Source organism: Sphingomonas oligophenolica, from assembly GCF_039522915.1.
GTDB lineage: Bacteria > Pseudomonadota > Alphaproteobacteria > Sphingomonadales > Sphingomonadaceae > Sphingomonas > Sphingomonas oligophenolica.
The window spans coordinates 20,712-37,045 of sequence record NZ_BAAAEH010000039.1; the positions used below are offsets into that span (position 1 = coordinate 20,712).

The 16,334-nt window shown below is 64.5% G+C and carries 7 protein-coding genes; 4 read left to right on the top strand and 3 right to left on the bottom strand.

Annotated features, from left to right (window positions below):
* Positions 1 to 215: 215 nt before the first annotated feature.
* From ABD050_RS19255 to ABD050_RS19265, 3 genes are all read right to left on the bottom strand, one after another.
* A complete protein-coding gene (locus ABD050_RS19255; RefSeq protein ID WP_343891118.1) occupies positions 216 to 2,339 on the bottom strand; it encodes a phosphocholine-specific phospholipase C in 2,124 nt (707 codons plus the stop codon).
* Positions 2,340 to 2,353: 14 nt separating this feature from the next.
* The gene (locus tag ABD050_RS19260; RefSeq protein WP_343891119.1) at positions 2,354 to 4,408 is read right to left on the bottom strand and encodes a tetratricopeptide repeat-containing sulfotransferase family protein; all 2,055 of its coding nucleotides are present in this window, start codon (positions 4,406 to 4,408) and stop codon (positions 2,354 to 2,356) included.
* 90 nt (positions 4,409 to 4,498) lie between these two features.
* Positions 4,499 to 7,156 (bottom strand): TonB-dependent receptor, encoded by a 2,658-nt coding sequence (locus tag ABD050_RS19265; RefSeq protein WP_343891120.1) that lies wholly within the window; start codon positions 7,154 to 7,156, stop codon positions 4,499 to 4,501.
* A gap of 231 nt (positions 7,157 to 7,387) precedes the next feature.
* Here ABD050_RS19265 and ABD050_RS19270 point away from each other — a divergent pair, with 231 nt between their 5' ends.
* The 4 genes from ABD050_RS19270 (at position 7,388) to ABD050_RS19285 (ending at position 16,227) form a co-directional block, all read left to right on the top strand.
* Entirely contained in the window at positions 7,388 to 8,269 is an 882-nt protein-coding gene (locus ABD050_RS19270; RefSeq protein WP_343891121.1) for a LysR substrate-binding domain-containing protein, read from the top strand.
* Positions 8,270 to 8,598: 329 nt separating this feature from the next.
* The gene (clpB, locus tag ABD050_RS19275; protein WP_343891122.1) at positions 8,599 to 11,178 is read left to right on the top strand and encodes an ATP-dependent chaperone ClpB; all 2,580 of its coding nucleotides are present in this window, start codon (positions 8,599 to 8,601) and stop codon (positions 11,176 to 11,178) included.
* Positions 11,179 to 11,959: 781 nt separating this feature from the next.
* A complete protein-coding gene (locus ABD050_RS19280) occupies positions 11,960 to 15,187 on the top strand; it encodes a TonB-dependent receptor domain-containing protein (protein WP_343891123.1) in 3,228 nt (1,075 codons plus the stop codon).
* A gap of 269 nt (positions 15,188 to 15,456) precedes the next feature.
* Positions 15,457 to 16,227, top strand: coding sequence for a 2OG-Fe(II) oxygenase (locus ABD050_RS19285; RefSeq protein WP_343891124.1), 771 nt, complete (start codon positions 15,457 to 15,459; stop codon positions 16,225 to 16,227).
* The last annotated feature ends 107 nt before the right edge of the window (positions 16,228 to 16,334 follow it).

Genomic DNA, 16,334 nt, shown 5'->3' on the forward strand with positions numbered 1-16,334 from the left:
TGGCCATATGGCACTCATAGACGGCGCCTATGGAAAATGCCGCGCGCGCCGAAAGCAGGTTGCGCCCTTCTTCAGCCCGACCCGAACAATCATGGTGTCGGATACCGCAGCGCGCGGAGAGGTTGAATCGCGTGCGGTTGTAGGGAATGTCATGAGGGTCGCTGACATTTCCAATTGTACAGAAAATTGTACAATGTCCGGGAAAAGGCGCGCGGTTACGGCAGGTGCAGCATGGTCGCAGGACCGCCCATTGCCGGGTCGGAAATCGAATCCCGGCCGGTTTCCAGGCGGCCGGCGAAACGACGCAGATAGCGGCTGTCCTCGGGCACGCGCACCGCGATATCATACCAGCCATGGGTGGCGGACACGGACCAGCGTGCGGTGGTGGATTGGCCTGGCGCAAGCGTGAAGGATCCTGGGCCGAGCGCATGGCCATAGGCCATGGGGCGGGCCTCGATCCGCCGGGTCGCCTTTCCCGGATTGGCGATCGTCAGGGCGATCGACAGGCGGTCCGGATCGGCACTCAGCGAGACCCGCGGCTCGGCCATGGCGAGCCTGCCCGCGACGTGGCGATGGAAGCCGTTCGGGCCGAGTATCCAGAGATCAAGAGGTTCGTTCTCGCGCCCGCCCCAATCGCCGGTCAGCCTCTCCCCGGGCCCGACCGTGTAGCGGCGCGGGATGCGGTCGCGGTGCAGGCGATCATAGACATGGAAGACGGCGGCGGCCCGACCGGCATTCTCGAAGACCAGCCGGACGCCATCGTTCGCGACGTCGGCGCGCACCTCGAGCCTGTAGGGAAGCGCGCGCGATCGGCGCGCGCCGCTCGCCTGGACCGGCATATGCGGCTCGGCCGGCGGCGCAGCCGGCGTCTCGCCGGGAAGCGCCGCGGCGCGCGCCGATTGCGCGGCCGTCGCCGGCAAGGGCGCCCAGTTCCGCGCGTCGTTCGGGCGGCGGAAGTCGAAGGCCGATGTGAGATCGCCGCACACCGCCCGCCGCCAGGGCGAGATATTCGGTTCCTGGACCCCGAACCTTTGCTCGAGGAAACGGATCACCGAGGTATGATCGAAAACCTCGCTGTTGACCCAGCCGCCCCGGCTCCAGGGCGAGACGACATACATCGGCACGCGCGGACCCAAGCCGTAGGGGCGGCCGATCAGCGCCGGAGTCTCCGACTTCGCGTCAGCCTCGGAGCGGACGAGATGATATTCGCCGCCGGTCGCGACGGTCGAACCGCCGGCCAGCCCGTCCGGCGCGGCCGGATCGCGCGAGGGCGGCGCCGGCGGCGGCACATGATCGAAAAAGCCGTCATTCTCGTCGAACATGACGAACAGCACGGTGCGGCTCCATACCGCCGGATTGGCGGTGAGCGCCTCGATCACCCGGGCGGTATAATCAGCCCCCTGGGCGGGGCTCGACGCGGCCGGATGTTCCGAACTCGCCGCGTCGGCGACGATATAGGAGACCTGCGGCAATTTCCCCGCCAGCACGTCCCGGCGCAGCCGATCGAGCTTTTGCGTGCTCAGGCCACGATCGACCAGATCATGATCTGGGCCGCCCGGCCCGGCATCGTGCGCATCGCGGAATCGGGTGAAACCGGCGAGCGGATTGTCGGTGAAATTGTCCGCCATGTCCTCATAGATGCGCCAGTCGATCCCCGCCGCCTGCAGGCGCTCAACATAGGTGGTCCAGCGATAGCCGATCGGGGAGCCGCCATCCTTGACCAGGCTGTCATGCGAATTGCCGATCGCCGGCCCGCCCTGCGCGCCGCCGGGGTCATTCGTCCCGCTCCACAGGAATAGGCGGTTCGAGTTGGTGCCGGTCTGAATCGAGCAATGATAGGCGTCGCACACGGTGAACGCGTCGGCGAGCGCAAACTGGAAGGGGATGTCCCCGGCCAGATAATATCCCATCGAGCGCACCGTCTTGGCTTCGGGCCAGCGGCTCATCCGGCCTTCGTCCCATGCCGCCTGCGCGTCGGGCCAGCTGTGGGGCGTCCCCTCGGCGCGCATCAGCGCGAAACTGGCCTTGGTATCCAGATGGAAGGGCGCGACCGCGGCGGGCGTCGCCGGATCCTGGAATTGAGTCCAGACGGTCTGGCGCGGATGCCCGGCCGCCGACGGAATCGGGAAGCGGTCGCCGAAACCGCGCACGCCGGCCATCGATCCGAAATAATGATCGAAGCCGCGATTCTCCTGCATCAGGATCACGACATGCTCGACATCCATCAGCGAGCCCGAGCGGACATCAGCGTCGATCGCGAACGCCCTGGCGATCGGGCTTGCCGCAACCATGCCGGCGCCGGCAGCGAGGAGCAATTTTCTCCGGTCCATGTCCACCATCGAGCGCTCCCCTTTCATGACCGGTACCGGACCATCGCGTCGCCCAGTGCCTCTTTCAATGGCTCGAGCCAGGGCTCATATTTCTTCCACTGATCGAGCCCGTCGCGAAAGATCGGCTGGCGCACCTGTTCAGAGCTCGGCGTCCGGACGCTGCGCCGGTTCTGGTGGAACGCGATACAGGCGGCCTCGAAATCGAGCCCGACATGATCCAGGATCCGCCGCACGCTGCCGTCCAGATCGTCGACGACATCCTCGTGCTGCACCCGCAGGACTCGTCCCGGCAGCACCCTGTCCCAATGCTCCATCAGATCGAGATAGGTCCGGTAATAGCGCGCGATATCGTCGACGCCGTAGGAGAATTCCTGCCCCTGGGCGAAGAGCTGTTTCAAATTGCTGAAGCAACAGGAGATCGGATCGCGCCGGGCATCGATGATCGTCGCATTGGGCAGCATCAGATGGATCAGCCCGATATGCCGGAAATTATTGGGCATCTTGTCGATGAAAAAGGACCGGCCGCTGCGATAGACCCGGGTATCGTCCCTGTAGCGCCTGCCGAACGCGTCGATATCGTCGCGCGTCAGGTCAGCGAGGACAGCGGGGTAGCGGGGATTGTCCAGACCCGGATCGCGCCCCTGCAGATCGAGCACGATGCGCTGCACATCAGCCAGCTCCTGCGTGCCTTCGACCTGCGAATGCGAGGCGAGGATCTGCTCGATCAGCGTCGAGCCCGAACGCGGCAGGCCGAGGATGAAGATCGGGTCGCGATCGGGGATTCCCCAGCCGGCGCGGTTTTCGAAGAAGGCGCTTGTGCACACAGCGATCTGCTGCCGCGTGTTGGTCTCGAGGATTTCCGGGCGGTAGCGGCTTTCAGCGCGCTGCAGGGCATTGCCCCGCTCATAATGGAGCCAGGAGTCAGCAATCTCGCCCCGGTCCTCGAGCGCCTTGCCGAGCGCGAAGCAAAGATGGACCCTGTCGATGGCGGCGGTTGAAGATAAGGCCTCAACGGCGCGCATGCTGGTGATCTCGGCGTCGGTGAAAAAATAGCGTTTGAGATTCGCGAGGCTCCACCAGGCGTCTCCGAAATCGGGCCGCGCGGCAATCGAGGCCCGATAGGCAGCGATTGCCTCGAGCAATTCGCCCACCGTCTTCAAGGCATGGCCGAGCCAGAGGTTCAGGTCGGCCCGCGCCTGGACCGATATCCCGGCATCCCGCTGGCCGGCCGGCGCTGCGGCGATCTGGGCGAGCATGGCGCGGTAGAGCGCGATCGCCTCGTCATGTCGGCCCAGCCCCACGGCGATGGTCGAGGCGAGTTCGCGAAAATCGTGACTGGTCGGCTCGGCCGCCAGCAGCGGCGCGAGCGCGGCGCGCGCTTCGGCATATTTGTGGCGATAGGTCAGCGCCTGGGCATATTCGAAGCGTGCCGCGCGGTGATCGGGCATCATCTCGAGCACGCCGGCCAGCAGCAGCTCGGCATCGTCATAGACTTTATGGGCAAGGCCGATCTTGGCGAGCAGCCGCATCGCCTCGGGATGGTCGCCGTGCGCGAGGAGGAAAGCGCGGATCATCGCCTCGGCCGGGGCAAGGTCTCCGTCGAAGAACAGCGCCGTGGCGGCGACCACCGGTGGCGGGAGCGCCTGCAGCGCAGCGACATGGCCGGCGGCGATGGCGGCATTGTCGGTGTCGCCCGTGATCCGGTAGAGTCCGGCGAGCATCTTCCAGCTCATCGGCAGCGCGAGGTTGATGTTGACCGCCTCGAGCAACGCGGCGATCGCCGCCGGTGCATCCTTCCGCGCGACATGGCAGAGCCCGCGCTCCTGATGCATCAAGCTGAAGCGCGGATGATGCAGAGCGAGCCGGTCGACGCTCGCCAGCGCCTCGTCGATGCGGCCAAGATGGCGCAGGCTGACCGCCTCGATCAGCAGCAGATCCCGAGCCTCGGGCCATGCGGCAAACGGCGCGCACAGCTGCGCCAGGACGGCCTCGTGCCGGCCGTCGTCCTGCATTCGCCGCAGCCGGGCGATCTCCTGTTCAAGCTGAGCCGGCGCGCCGATCGGGATTTGCGTATTCATGCGTCAGGGTCCGTACCAGGGAAACGGGCGGCACCCTGGATGCCGCCCGTTTCAGTCTGGTGACACCGGGCCTAATCCGGCGGGTCGGCGTCAGAAATCGACGCCGACCTTGAGGCCATAGGTCGTCGGCCGCACCACAACCTCGGATTTGATGAACTGCGCCGAGGAAGTGAAGGTGCTGGCATGGCTGTCAGCGATATTCTCGCCGAAGATCGACAGGTTCCAGTTGCCATGCTTGAAGCCGATCGCGGCATCGACCAGCGCATAGCCGGGCTGGCGATAGCGCAGCAGGGTCGTGCCGGGGACGACCACGCCTTCGCCCGAAGGATAGGTCGAGGGCTGGTTATAGGTCACGCCCGTATAGGAGACGCCGCCCGAGACGAACCAGTCGAGCTTGGCCGGGCCGGTCCACTCATAGCGGGCGCGGATATCGCCCTGGACATGCGGGGCATAGGGCAGGCTCGAACCGAGCGCGCCGAACGGGCTCTGCAGCGGGATCTTGTTTCCGCCGCTGTAATAATAGGTGATGCACTTGCCCAAAGTCTCCGAACCCGCGACGTTCGAGATGAAGCAGGGCGCCGAGACCTGCTTGCTTTCATTATAGGTCGCGCTGGCCTGGATGCTGAGGCCGGCCATCGGGCGCGCCACGACCTGCGCCTCGAGCCCCTTGACGTGGAAATTGGCGCCATTGGTGACGAAGCTGGTGTTGCCGAAGCCGCCGGCCGGATTGAAGAAGCCGATCTGCACATTCTCCCAGATCATGTAATAGGCCGAGAGGTTGAGCTGAACCTTGTGGTCGAGCAGGTCGGTCTTGATGCCCGCTTCCCAGTTGGTGAGGCTGTCGGGAGCGTAGCCGTTGGGGCGGTTCAGCTGGGCGACGCCGTTCTGGCCGGGCAGGATCAGCTTGGTGGCGCGATTGAAGCCGCCCGGGCGGAAGCCCTGGCTGAAGGTCGCGTAGAGCATGGTGTGATCGCTTGGCTTCCAGGACAGCGACCCGCGGCTCTTGAAGCCGTGATAGACGACATGGTCGTGGGCTGCGTCGATGTTGACGTTGCCCGACCCGGCGACGGCACAGACAAGCACCTGATAGCAATTGCCCGCATAGGTCTGGTACTGCGAGCCGGTCTCGAACTCGCTGTAATGATAATAGCGGGTGCCGCCGGTCAGCGTCAGGTTCGGCAGGATGTCGAAATCGACCGATCCGAAAAAGGCATATTGATCATAGCCGCGCTGCGTGTCCTCGCCAAAGGCGGTGCTGTTCGACTTGAGCCCGGGCGTGTTGATGGTCGAGCCCGGATAGGGCTGGACCAGGCCCGAACAGGCAGCGTTGGCCGCGATCAGCCCGGTGGTGCAGGTCGGGATCGTCTTGTAGTTGAAATCCATGACATCGTAGATGCGGAACTCTTCATAGAAGGCGCCCGCGATCGCCCGGATCCGCTTGTCGTCGGGCGTGCTGACCCGGAATTCATGAGTCATGTGGGTGTTGCGCACCTTGTCGTGCCAATAGGCGACCGGCGAATAGCAGAAGGGCGTGCCGCTGCCCCAGCCGGTGCCGCCGCCGGTGCACTGATAATACATGCCGCCGCCGGTGCGCGAATAATTGGTGTAATCCTGCTGGGTTTCCAGATGCCGGGTCATATAGGCGCCGGTATAGACCATCTTGAAATCGCCGACCTTGCCGTTCAGCGTCCAGGCGGTGTTCCAATATTCGTCCTTGTTGTAGCTTGGCGAAAAGACGGTGGTCTGGAGCTCACCCAGCTTCTGGAAATCGGAACCGGTCGGGTAGGTCGCGAACGTGCCTTCGGAATGAATCCGCTGATAGCTCTCCGAGATCAGCGCGTCCCAATCGGGGCTGATCTCCCATTTCGCCGAAACGCGCCCGCCGATATAATCGACCGGGTTGAAGTCCTTCGCCGCCAGCGCGTGGTTGTCATATTGGCCCGCATTTGATTGCAGGCTCGGCGGCAGCACATGGCCGCCATTATAGGCGTTGAAATAGGAATTGCCGGTATCCGAATCCGAGCGGGTGAAGGTGCTCGGCACGTTGTCGATATAGCCGCCGTGATGATCGGCATAGATCACCGCGCGGACCGCCAGCTTGTCGTTGATCACCGGCACATTGACCATTGCGTTGAACGCGCCGTTGGGCGCGCCGCCGATGGTGCCGCCAACGGTGCCGTCGACATGGCCCTCGAAGGTGTCGAGCTTGGGCTTGTTGGTGATGTAGCGCACCGCGCCCGCCTGGGCGCCGCCGCCGAACAAGGTGCCCTGCGGGCCCTCGAGCACTTCGACGCGCTCCAGATCGACCGCATAGACATCGGCGTTGCGCGCCGGGAACTGCATCGACTGGTCGTCAAGATAGAGCGCGACGTTCGGGAAATAGGCGATCGTTGCCGAGGACTGGTTGCCCGCGAAGCCCGACGACAGGCCGCGCATGAAGATCGCACCCTGGCCTGGGCCGTTGTTGCTGTAGGTGACGTTGGGCGTATATTTCAGCAGGTCGTTGAAGGTGGTGACATTGAGCTGCGCCAGCGTGTCGCCCGAAAACGCCTGGATGGTGGCCGGCACCTTCTGGATGCTTTCGTTGCGGCGGGTTGCCGTCACGATGATGTCGCCGCCCTGTTCGGCGGGCTGGGCCGCCGCCGGCTGATCGTCCGCGGGCCTGGCGCCGGCTTCGATCGGCGCTGCGTGCGCCGCGGTGCTGAGCACCGCCGCCGCGGCACAGGACATCAGATATCGAGCTTTCATCGCCTTCATCCCCAAAGAGAACCGCCCGGGCGAAGCGACTTTGCGTCGCGCCCGGTGCAGATTCATGTTTCCCCGTCGGGCCGAGTCGATCCGGTCCCGCGAGAAACGCTTTCATCGGATTGCTGCACTGCGGCTAAGTCTTTGGCTGGATGGCCGCATAGGCGCCGCCTATGGAAAAGTCGCGAGATCGTCACGCAAGCGTCACGGCTCGGGGTTAGGCGTGACCCCATCATGGCAGCGAATTATCAGCATTTACGGACGTTTCACGCCATCGCGGCGGAAGGAGGCGTGTCCCGCGCGGCGCGACGGCTCAATGTCTCACAACCGACGCTATCGCAGCAGCTCAAGGCGCTCGAAGCGCGCTACGGCGTGACGCTGTTCGAAAGCCGCAAGGTGCCGCTCCGGCTGACGAGCGCCGGGCTCGAACTGTTCCGGCTCACCCAGAGGCTGTTCGCGACGGCCGGCGATATCGACGAGATGCTCGGCGAAACCCTGTCGCTTACCGGCGGAGTGCTGCGGCTGGGATCGGACAACCCCTTTTACGCGGCCAAGACGGTACAGCTTTTTCGCCGCGACAATCCGCAGACCGTCGTGCAGGTCAGGATGGGCAATGCACGGGAGGTGATGCGCTGGCTGAACGATGCGCAGATCGATGCGGCGCTGGCGAGCGACCCACCGGGCGACGGCACCCTCGGCTATGAGCCCCTGGCCAGCGACACCCTGTCCTGCGCCCTGCCGCACGATCATGCGCTGACCGCGCTCGATACCGTCCCCATCGCTGCGTTCGCGCGCGAAACGCTGTTGCTGCGCGAGCCCAACTCGAAGACCCGCGCCTTTACCGAGCGCGCCCTGGCCGATGCCGATATCGAGCCATGCGCGTTGATCGAGCTGCAGAGCCGGGAGACGATCCGCGAAGGCATCGCCCTTGGCCTTGGGATCAGCGTGTTCTTTACTTCCGAATGCCCGCCCGACACGCGCATCGCCTATCGCCCGCTCGATACGGGCGATCGCCAATATCAGCTGAGCAATTATCTCGTTTACCAGAAGGAGCGTCGGCGAAGCGCGCTGATGCGGGCACTGCAGTCGATCGCCGCTGAACTCAGGGCACCCTGACCCATGCTATAGCGTCAGCCGGTCGAGCAACGGCCCATAGGCTCTCCGAACCGGTCGAACAGATCGAAGACGTCATCCAGGTTGATAGTGGTCATTCTCATCGGCGAGTCACTCATGTCCAATGGATGGGACGACTCGCGACGCGTAGCGACCAATTCGGGCAGTTATGTTGCGCCTGGGCGCTGCGTGCCCACCGGGAGCGCGAGAGTGGCAAGTCGCCTTCGTGACAATTACGTATCGACCGCGCCCGCGCCGCGGGACATGTCAGCAAAAGGGCTTGTGTTGCAAATGTGCAACACCATATCGCGTGCGACATTGGAGGGACATTCATGAACCTGGAAAAATTCACCGATCGCGCGAAGGGTTTTCTGCAATCGGCTCAGACCGTTGCAATCCGGATGAGCCACCAGCGGATCGCGCCCGAGCATATCCTGAAGGCATTGCTCGAGGACGAGCAGGGCATGGCAGCCGGCCTGATCACCGCCGCCGGCGGTGACGCGAAGCGGGCGGTGACCGAGACCGATGCCGCACTGGCGAAGATTCCGGCGGTTTCGGGCGGCGGCGCGCAGCAGACGCCGGGTCTCGACAATGATTCAGTCCGCATCCTCGATTCAGCCGAGCAGATCGCGACCAGGGCGGGCGACGGCTATGTCACGGTCGAACGGCTGCTGGTGGCGCTCGCGCTGGGCTCGATCACCGCGGCAGGCAAGGCGCTTGCCGCCGCCGGGGTGAAGGCGGAAGCGCTGAACGCAGCGATCAACCAGGTCCGCGGCGGGCGCACCGCCGACACGCCCGGCGCCGAGGACCGGTTCGACGCGCTCAAGAAATTCGCCCGCGACCTGACCCAGGCGGCACGCGACGGCAAGCTCGATCCGGTCATCGGCCGCGACGAGGAGATTCGCCGCACCATCCAGATCCTCGCGCGGCGCACCAAGAACAATCCGGTGCTGATCGGCGAGCCCGGTGTCGGCAAGACCGCCATCGCCGAGGGCCTCGCGCTGCGCATCGCCAATGGCGACGTGCCCGATACGCTCAAGGACCGCAAGCTGATGGCGCTCGACATGGGCAGCCTGATCGCGGGCGCCAAATATCGCGGCGAATTCGAGGAGCGGCTGAAGGGCGTGCTCGACGAGGTGCGCGCCGGCGAAGGCGACATCATCCTGTTCATCGACGAGATGCACACGCTGATCGGCGCCGGCAAGGGCGACGGGGCGATGGACGCCTCGAACATGATCAAGCCGGCGCTCGCGCGTGGCGAGCTCCACTGCGTGGGCGCGACCACGCTCGACGAATATCGCAAATATGTCGAGAAGGACGCGGCACTCCAGCGGCGATTCCAGCCGGTGTTCGTCGGCGAGCCGACCGTCCCCGACACGATCTCGATCCTGCGCGGGCTGAAGGAGAAATACGAGCTGCACCACGGCGTGCGGATCACCGATGCGGCGATCGTCGCCGCCTCGACTCTCTCGAACCGCTACATCACTGACCGTTTCCTCCCCGACAAGGCGATCGACCTGATGGACGAGGCGGCGAGCCGGATCCGGATGGAGGTGGAATCCAAGCCCGAGGAGATCGAGAATCTGGATCGCCGGATCATCCAGCTCAAGATCGAGCGCGAGGCGCTGAAGAAGGAAACCGATGCGGCTTCGCGCGACCGGCTCGTCGCGCTCGAAACCGACCTCGCCAATCTCGAGCAGCAATCGGCAGAGCTGACCACACGCTGGCAGGGCGAGAAGGACAAGATCAATGCCGAGGCAAAGCTCAAGGAGCAGCTCGATGCCGCGCGGCTCGAGCTCGATCAGGCGCAGCGCGCGGGCGACCTAGCCCGCGCCGGCGAGCTTTCCTATGGCACGATCCCGCAACTGACCCGCCAGCTCGACGAGGCCGCCGGGGCGACCAAGGGCGCCATGCTGCGCGAGGAAGTGAACGCCGACGATATCGCGGCGGTCGTCAGCCGCTGGACCGGCATTCCGGTCGACCGGATGCTCGAGGGCGAGCGCGCCAAGCTGCTCGGCATGGAGGAAGCGCTCGGCAAGCGGGTGATCGGCCAGAGCCAGGCAGTGCGCGCTGTCTCGACCGCGGTGCGACGCGCTCGCGCCGGCCTGCAGGAGCCGAACCGGCCGCTCGGCTCCTTCCTGTTCCTCGGACCCACGGGCGTCGGCAAGACCGAGCTGACCAAGGCGCTCGCTGAATTCCTGTTCGACGATCCCGCCGCGATGGTGCGCATCGACATGAGCGAGTTCATGGAGAAGCACGCGGTCGCCCGCCTGATCGGCGCCCCTCCCGGCTATGTCGGCTATGAGGAAGGCGGCGTGCTGACCGAGGCGGTACGGCGCCGGCCCTATCAGGTCGTGCTGTTCGACGAAGTCGAGAAGGCACATGGCGACGTGTTCAACGTGCTGCTCCAGGTGCTCGACGACGGGCGGCTGACCGACGGCCAGGGCCGCACGGTCGATTTCTCGAACACCTTGATCATCCTCACCTCGAATCTCGGCAGCCAATATCTGTCGAGCCTCGCCGATGGCGCCGATGTCGCGAGCGTGGAGCCGCAGGTTATGGAGATGGTCCGCGCGCATTTCCGGCCTGAATTCCTCAACCGGCTCGACGAGATCATCCTGTTCCATCGCCTCGGCCAGAGCGAGATGGCGCCGATCGTCGATATCCAGGTGAGCCGCGTGCAGAAGCTGCTCGCCGATCGCAAGGTGGTGCTCGACCTGACCGATGGCGCGCGGGCGTGGCTGGGGCGGGTCGGTTACGACCCGGTCTATGGCGCCCGGCCGCTGAAGCGGGCGGTCCAGCGCTACCTGCAGGACCCGCTGGCTGACCTGATCCTGCGCGGCGACGTGAAGGATGGAGCCACCATTCGGGTCGACGAGGGCGACGGTAAGCTGGAGTTGAGTGTCGCGTGATCGCGGGCGCCGGTACGGCGCGGCCGGAGATTGTCGGGGCAGCAACGCGTCGGCGGACTATTTCCTGCAACCAGGCAGAATATATCCGCTCGCGGATCCGGCGCGTGGCTGGCCATGATGCGTCGGCCCGCGCCGGCGGTCCCGCGTAGAGCGACATCGGATCAATCGATCCGTCCGGCAGGAGGTTGCCGAACTGGGCTGCGTGGCGGGCGCCACCGGTGATCGTCGGCGCTGCCTGCTCGAATCGGGTTTCGCCGCCCTGATAGCCCCTTGAGGCAGACAGGCTCGGTCTTGATGCGCTGATCAGGCGCCGCCAGCACGTCGGTTTCGGCCAGCTTCTTTGCCATGACCTCGATCCCGAGAGCGCTGTCGACATTGCAGGCCGATGCGGAGCCGGTGACTGGCGGAATCGTTCAGCCACGTGAGCGCGCCGGCCAGCGGCTTCGCCGATGCCTCGGGCAGCCCTCCGGCGCCACGTCAGCGCCGCGCTATGGATCACGACCGTTAGCGCCTGCAACAAAATTACTCAGGCGGCACTTATGTTGCACGTCCATGTCGCCGCTGTGTCATTTGGGATACATGTCCGGCGAAAGGTGAACGCCGATTATGAATGGAAGCTTTACAGCCCATCGCGGCCTGTTCAATCAAACCACATGTCTTTGGGGCCGTATTGCGTGCGGCGACAGGGGCTTGGCAATCACCTTGCCGGATCGCAACAGCGGCCGGAAGGGTCAAGCGAGGGAAAAATTACGTGATCAACAGCACCCTTTTCGCGCGGAAAATGAGCTTGCTCGCCACCGTGGCGCCGATCTCCATCCTGCTGGCGGCGACACCCGCTCACGCCCAGGCTCAGACTGCTCCGGCTTCCGTAGCCGACGCGGCAGCACCGGATGACGCCAAGGCCGACAAGGACGAGGTCGTCGTTACCGGCTCGCGCATCGCGCGCCCCAACGACAATTCAACCGTTCCGGTCACCACCGTCACTGCCGCCGAGATCCAGCAGACCGCGCGGGTTTCCGTCGGCGACGTGCTGAACGATCTGCCGGCGCTGCGGAGCACCTTCAGTCAGGCGAACTCGACTCGCTTCCTCGGGACATCGGGCCTCAACCTGCTCGATCTTCGTGGCCTCGGCACCCAGCGCACCCTGGTTCTGGTCAACGGCCGCCGCCATGTCGGCGCCGACATCCTGAACAATGCCGTGTCGCCGGACGTCAACACCTTCCCGACCGACTTGATCGAGCGCGTCGACGTCGTGACCGGCGGCGATTCGGCAGTGTACGGCTCGGACGCGCTGGCAGGCGTCGTCAACTTCGTCCTCAAGGACCATTTCCAGGGCCTTCAGCTCCACGCGCAGGGCGGCATCAGCCAATATGGCGATGCCGGCTCCTATTATGCCAGCGTTCTCGCCGGCAAGAACTTCGCCGGCGGCCGCGGCAACATCGCCATCGACCTCGAATATGCCCGCGAGAACAGCCTCTACGCATCCGAGCGCGACTATCTGCGGCACGCTGATGGCTTTGTATCCGTCGAAAGCGATGCGGCCGGTCTGCCCAACGGCAGCGATGGCATTCCTGACTCGGCGTTCTTCCACGACATTCGCGTCGGGACCTTCTCAGCCGGCGGCCTGGTCGCTTTCAGGGGCAACGGCACCACTTGCGGAAAAGACTTCGCCGGTCGGGCATATACCTGTAATTTTCTGTTCCAGCCCGATGGCACGATTACGTCGGAGACCGGTAGCCGCATCGGCATCGCGGGTGGATCGGTGGCGGTTCCCAGCGCCACGCCGACCGGCTCGTTTCTGGGTGGCAATGGCGACACGCGGCGTACCGGCGATCTCGTGCAGATCCTGCCGCAGCTCGATCGCTATTCGGCTAACCTGATCGGTCACTTCGAGGTTTCGGATGCGTTCGTGCCGTTCGTCGAAGCCAAATATGTCCGTACCGATTCAGTCGGCCAGGGCGGTTCGGGTCCGGCATTTTACACGGGCGGAACGATCGACGGCTTCTATGAGCGGCCGCGGCTCGACAACCCATATCTGAGTGCGCAGGCGAAGTCGGTGCTGACAACGCAGGCGCTCGCATCCGCGACTGCGGGCTTCCAGCCCAATACTGGCGCGGCGTTCGCGCCCACCTTCAATCCTGACGGCAGTGTCAAACTGACGGCCGCGCAGGTTCAGCAGAACACGATCAACGCGATCAACGCGGGCTCGTTCCGCTTCATTCTGCGCAAGAACCTGACTGACCTCGGCTCGCGCACTGAAGCCGCCAAGCGTGAGACCTATCGCATCGTCGGCGGCGTGAAGGGCACGTTCAACGACGATTGGCACTATGAAGTGTCCGCCAACTATGGCGAGTTCCATGAGAAGACCAAGGTCCTCGGCAACGTGAACGTCCAGCGCGAGCTGCTCGCGCTGGATGCGAAGAAGAACTCGTCCGGCCAGATCGTCTGCGGCTCGCAGATCGATCCGACCCGCGCCTATGACGATTTCGGCGGAAATCCGGCGACGCTCGCCGCCGATATCGCCGCGTGCAAGCCGCTCAACCCGTTCGGCGAGGGCAGCATCTCGCAGGATGCCAAGAATTATATCCTGCAGGACACCGTCGCGACCGGCAAGATTACCCAGCTCGACCTGACCGCCTTCATCAACGGCGATTCGAGCAGCTTCGTCAACCTGCCGGGCGGCCCGATCGGTTTCGCCATCGGTGGCGAGTATCGCCGTGAAACCGCCTTCTTCCGGGAGGACCCGCTCGTCGAGAAGGGCTACACCTTCTACAACGCGATCCAGAAGTTCGCGCCGCCGTCGTTCGAAGTGACCGAAGGCTTTGCCGAGCTTCGCCTGCCGGTTTTGAAGGACCTCCCCTTTGCGCACGAGCTGACGCTGAGCGGCGCCGGTCGCGTGTCGAGCTACAAGGGGTCGGCCGGCACGGTCTGGACCTATAATGCCGGTGTCGATTACGCGCCGATCCAGGACATTCGCTTCCGGGCGAACTATTCGCGCGCCGTTCGCGCACCGAACCTGTCGGATCTGTATTCGCCGCTGGGCCAGAATTTCGCGCCGGGCTTCTCGGATCCCTGCTCGAACGTCAACATCTCCAGCGGAACCACGTTCCGCGAGCACAACTGCGCGTCGGCAGGCATCAACACCACCGGCCCCAACCCCTATGACTTCCGGTACGCCCAGTCGCTGGAGATCATGAGCGGCGGCAACCCGAAACTCAATGTGGAGAAGTCGGACTCGTACACTTATGGTGTCGTGCTCCAGCCGCGTTTCGTGCCGTGCCTGAGCCTTTCGGTCGACTACTACAACATCAAGGTGAACAACGTGATCACGGCGCCGTCGGCGCAGCAGATCGTCAATAGCTGCTATGACTCGCCGACCACCGCCAACCAGTTCTGCGCGCAGTTTAAGCGCGATGACGCGGCGGGTACGGTTACCGGCACCCCGTTCCGCATCATCGAGGGTAGTCTCCAGCAGGTCACGCTGAACTATGCGCGGCTCCAGGTTCGCGGCATCGACGTCGACCTGAACTACACGCATCGGTTTGGCGACGTGCGGTTGACGTCCCACCTGGTCTATACGCACTCGCTCACGAACGAGACTTTCCTCGATCCGAGCCAGCCGGGCTTCGCGGATAACCTGAACGGCGAGATCGGTAACCCGAAGGATGCCTTCAACTGGAATATCTCGGGCGACTTCGGCCCGGTGTTCCTGAACTATCAGCTTCGCTATCTGTCGAGCATGGCGGTCGGTGCGATCGAGAATCACGAGGCGTTCCAGGGCCGTCCGGCCCAGAACATCGACGATTTCAGCATCCCCTACTATCCGTCGGTTCTCTATATGGACGCTCGTTTCGGGTTCAACATCAGCAAGGGGTCGAACTTCTATCTGGGGGTCGACAATCTCACCAACCGCCTTCCCCCGCTCGGCTCGACCGCCATCGGTGGTGGTACGGCGATCTACGAGCCGGTCGGCCGCCGCTTCTATGCGGGCGTGACCGCGAGTTTCTGAGTAACCTGCAACAGGCTTTCGAGGGGTCGGCGATATTCGCCGGCCCCTTTTTTTGTTAGTGAAGGTTGATGAACGACACAGGCAGCGTTGCCCGCGCAAACGTACTCCTCGCCTCCGGGCACACGGCCCAGGCAATCGAAACGATCGAGACGGCCGCAGCTGCCGGTGATCCCGACGCATCGTTCACGCTGGCGGTGTGGCTGCTGGCAGGAAACCCGCTCCCGCGCGATCTGGCCCGGGCTCGCATCGTGCTTCGCCGCTGTGTGGAGATGGGCCATGCCGATGCCGCGCTCATGGAAGTCGCGCTCGTCGCCACCGGATCGGGCGGGCCATCCGACTGGCGCGCGGCCCATGGCCTGCTTGAAGCGGTGGCCGGGGATCCGGTCGCCGCAAACCAGCTCGCTCTGCTCGCGTTGATGGACCTCGACGAGGACGGACGCCCGACCCGGGTGCCAGTCGGCGAACGCCTGAGCGAATCCCCCGACGTGGTGCGCTTTCCCGGCCTCCTGTCACCGGCCGAATGCCAATATGTCGCTATGACGGCGCAGGACGTGCTCGAGCCCGCCGTCGTCATCGATCCGCGCACCGGCAAGATGGTGAGCCACCCTATCCGAACCTCCCTCGGCGCCGTGATCGGCCCGGCGCGCGAGAATCTGGTAGTCCGCGCGATCAACGCGCGGCTCGCCGCGGTCAGCAACACCGCCATAGAGCAGGGTGAACCCCTCGCCGTCTTGCGCTACGCGCCCGGACAACAATATCGTGCCCATCTCGACAGCATCGACAATGCGCCGAACCAGCGCATCAAGACGGTCCTTGTCTACCTCAATGAAGGCTTTCGTGGTGGCGAAACCCGGTTCACCGCCAACGGACTGAACGTCTCGCCGCGCGGGGGCGACGCCATCCTGTTCTCGAACGCTCTGGCCGACGGATCGCCAGATCGACGATCGGAGCATGCTGGCCTACCGGTTATTCAAGGCGTTAAATGGCTCGCCACCCGGTGGATACGCCAACGACCTTATAATCCGTGGAATCCTGGTTGAGGATATGAGCGACGCCTTCGCCGGTCGGGTCGACGCATTGCGGTGATCTGCTGCTGTTTTCTCGGTCTTGGAAGCTCATCCCTGCCGAGACGGATCCGCATTGAATC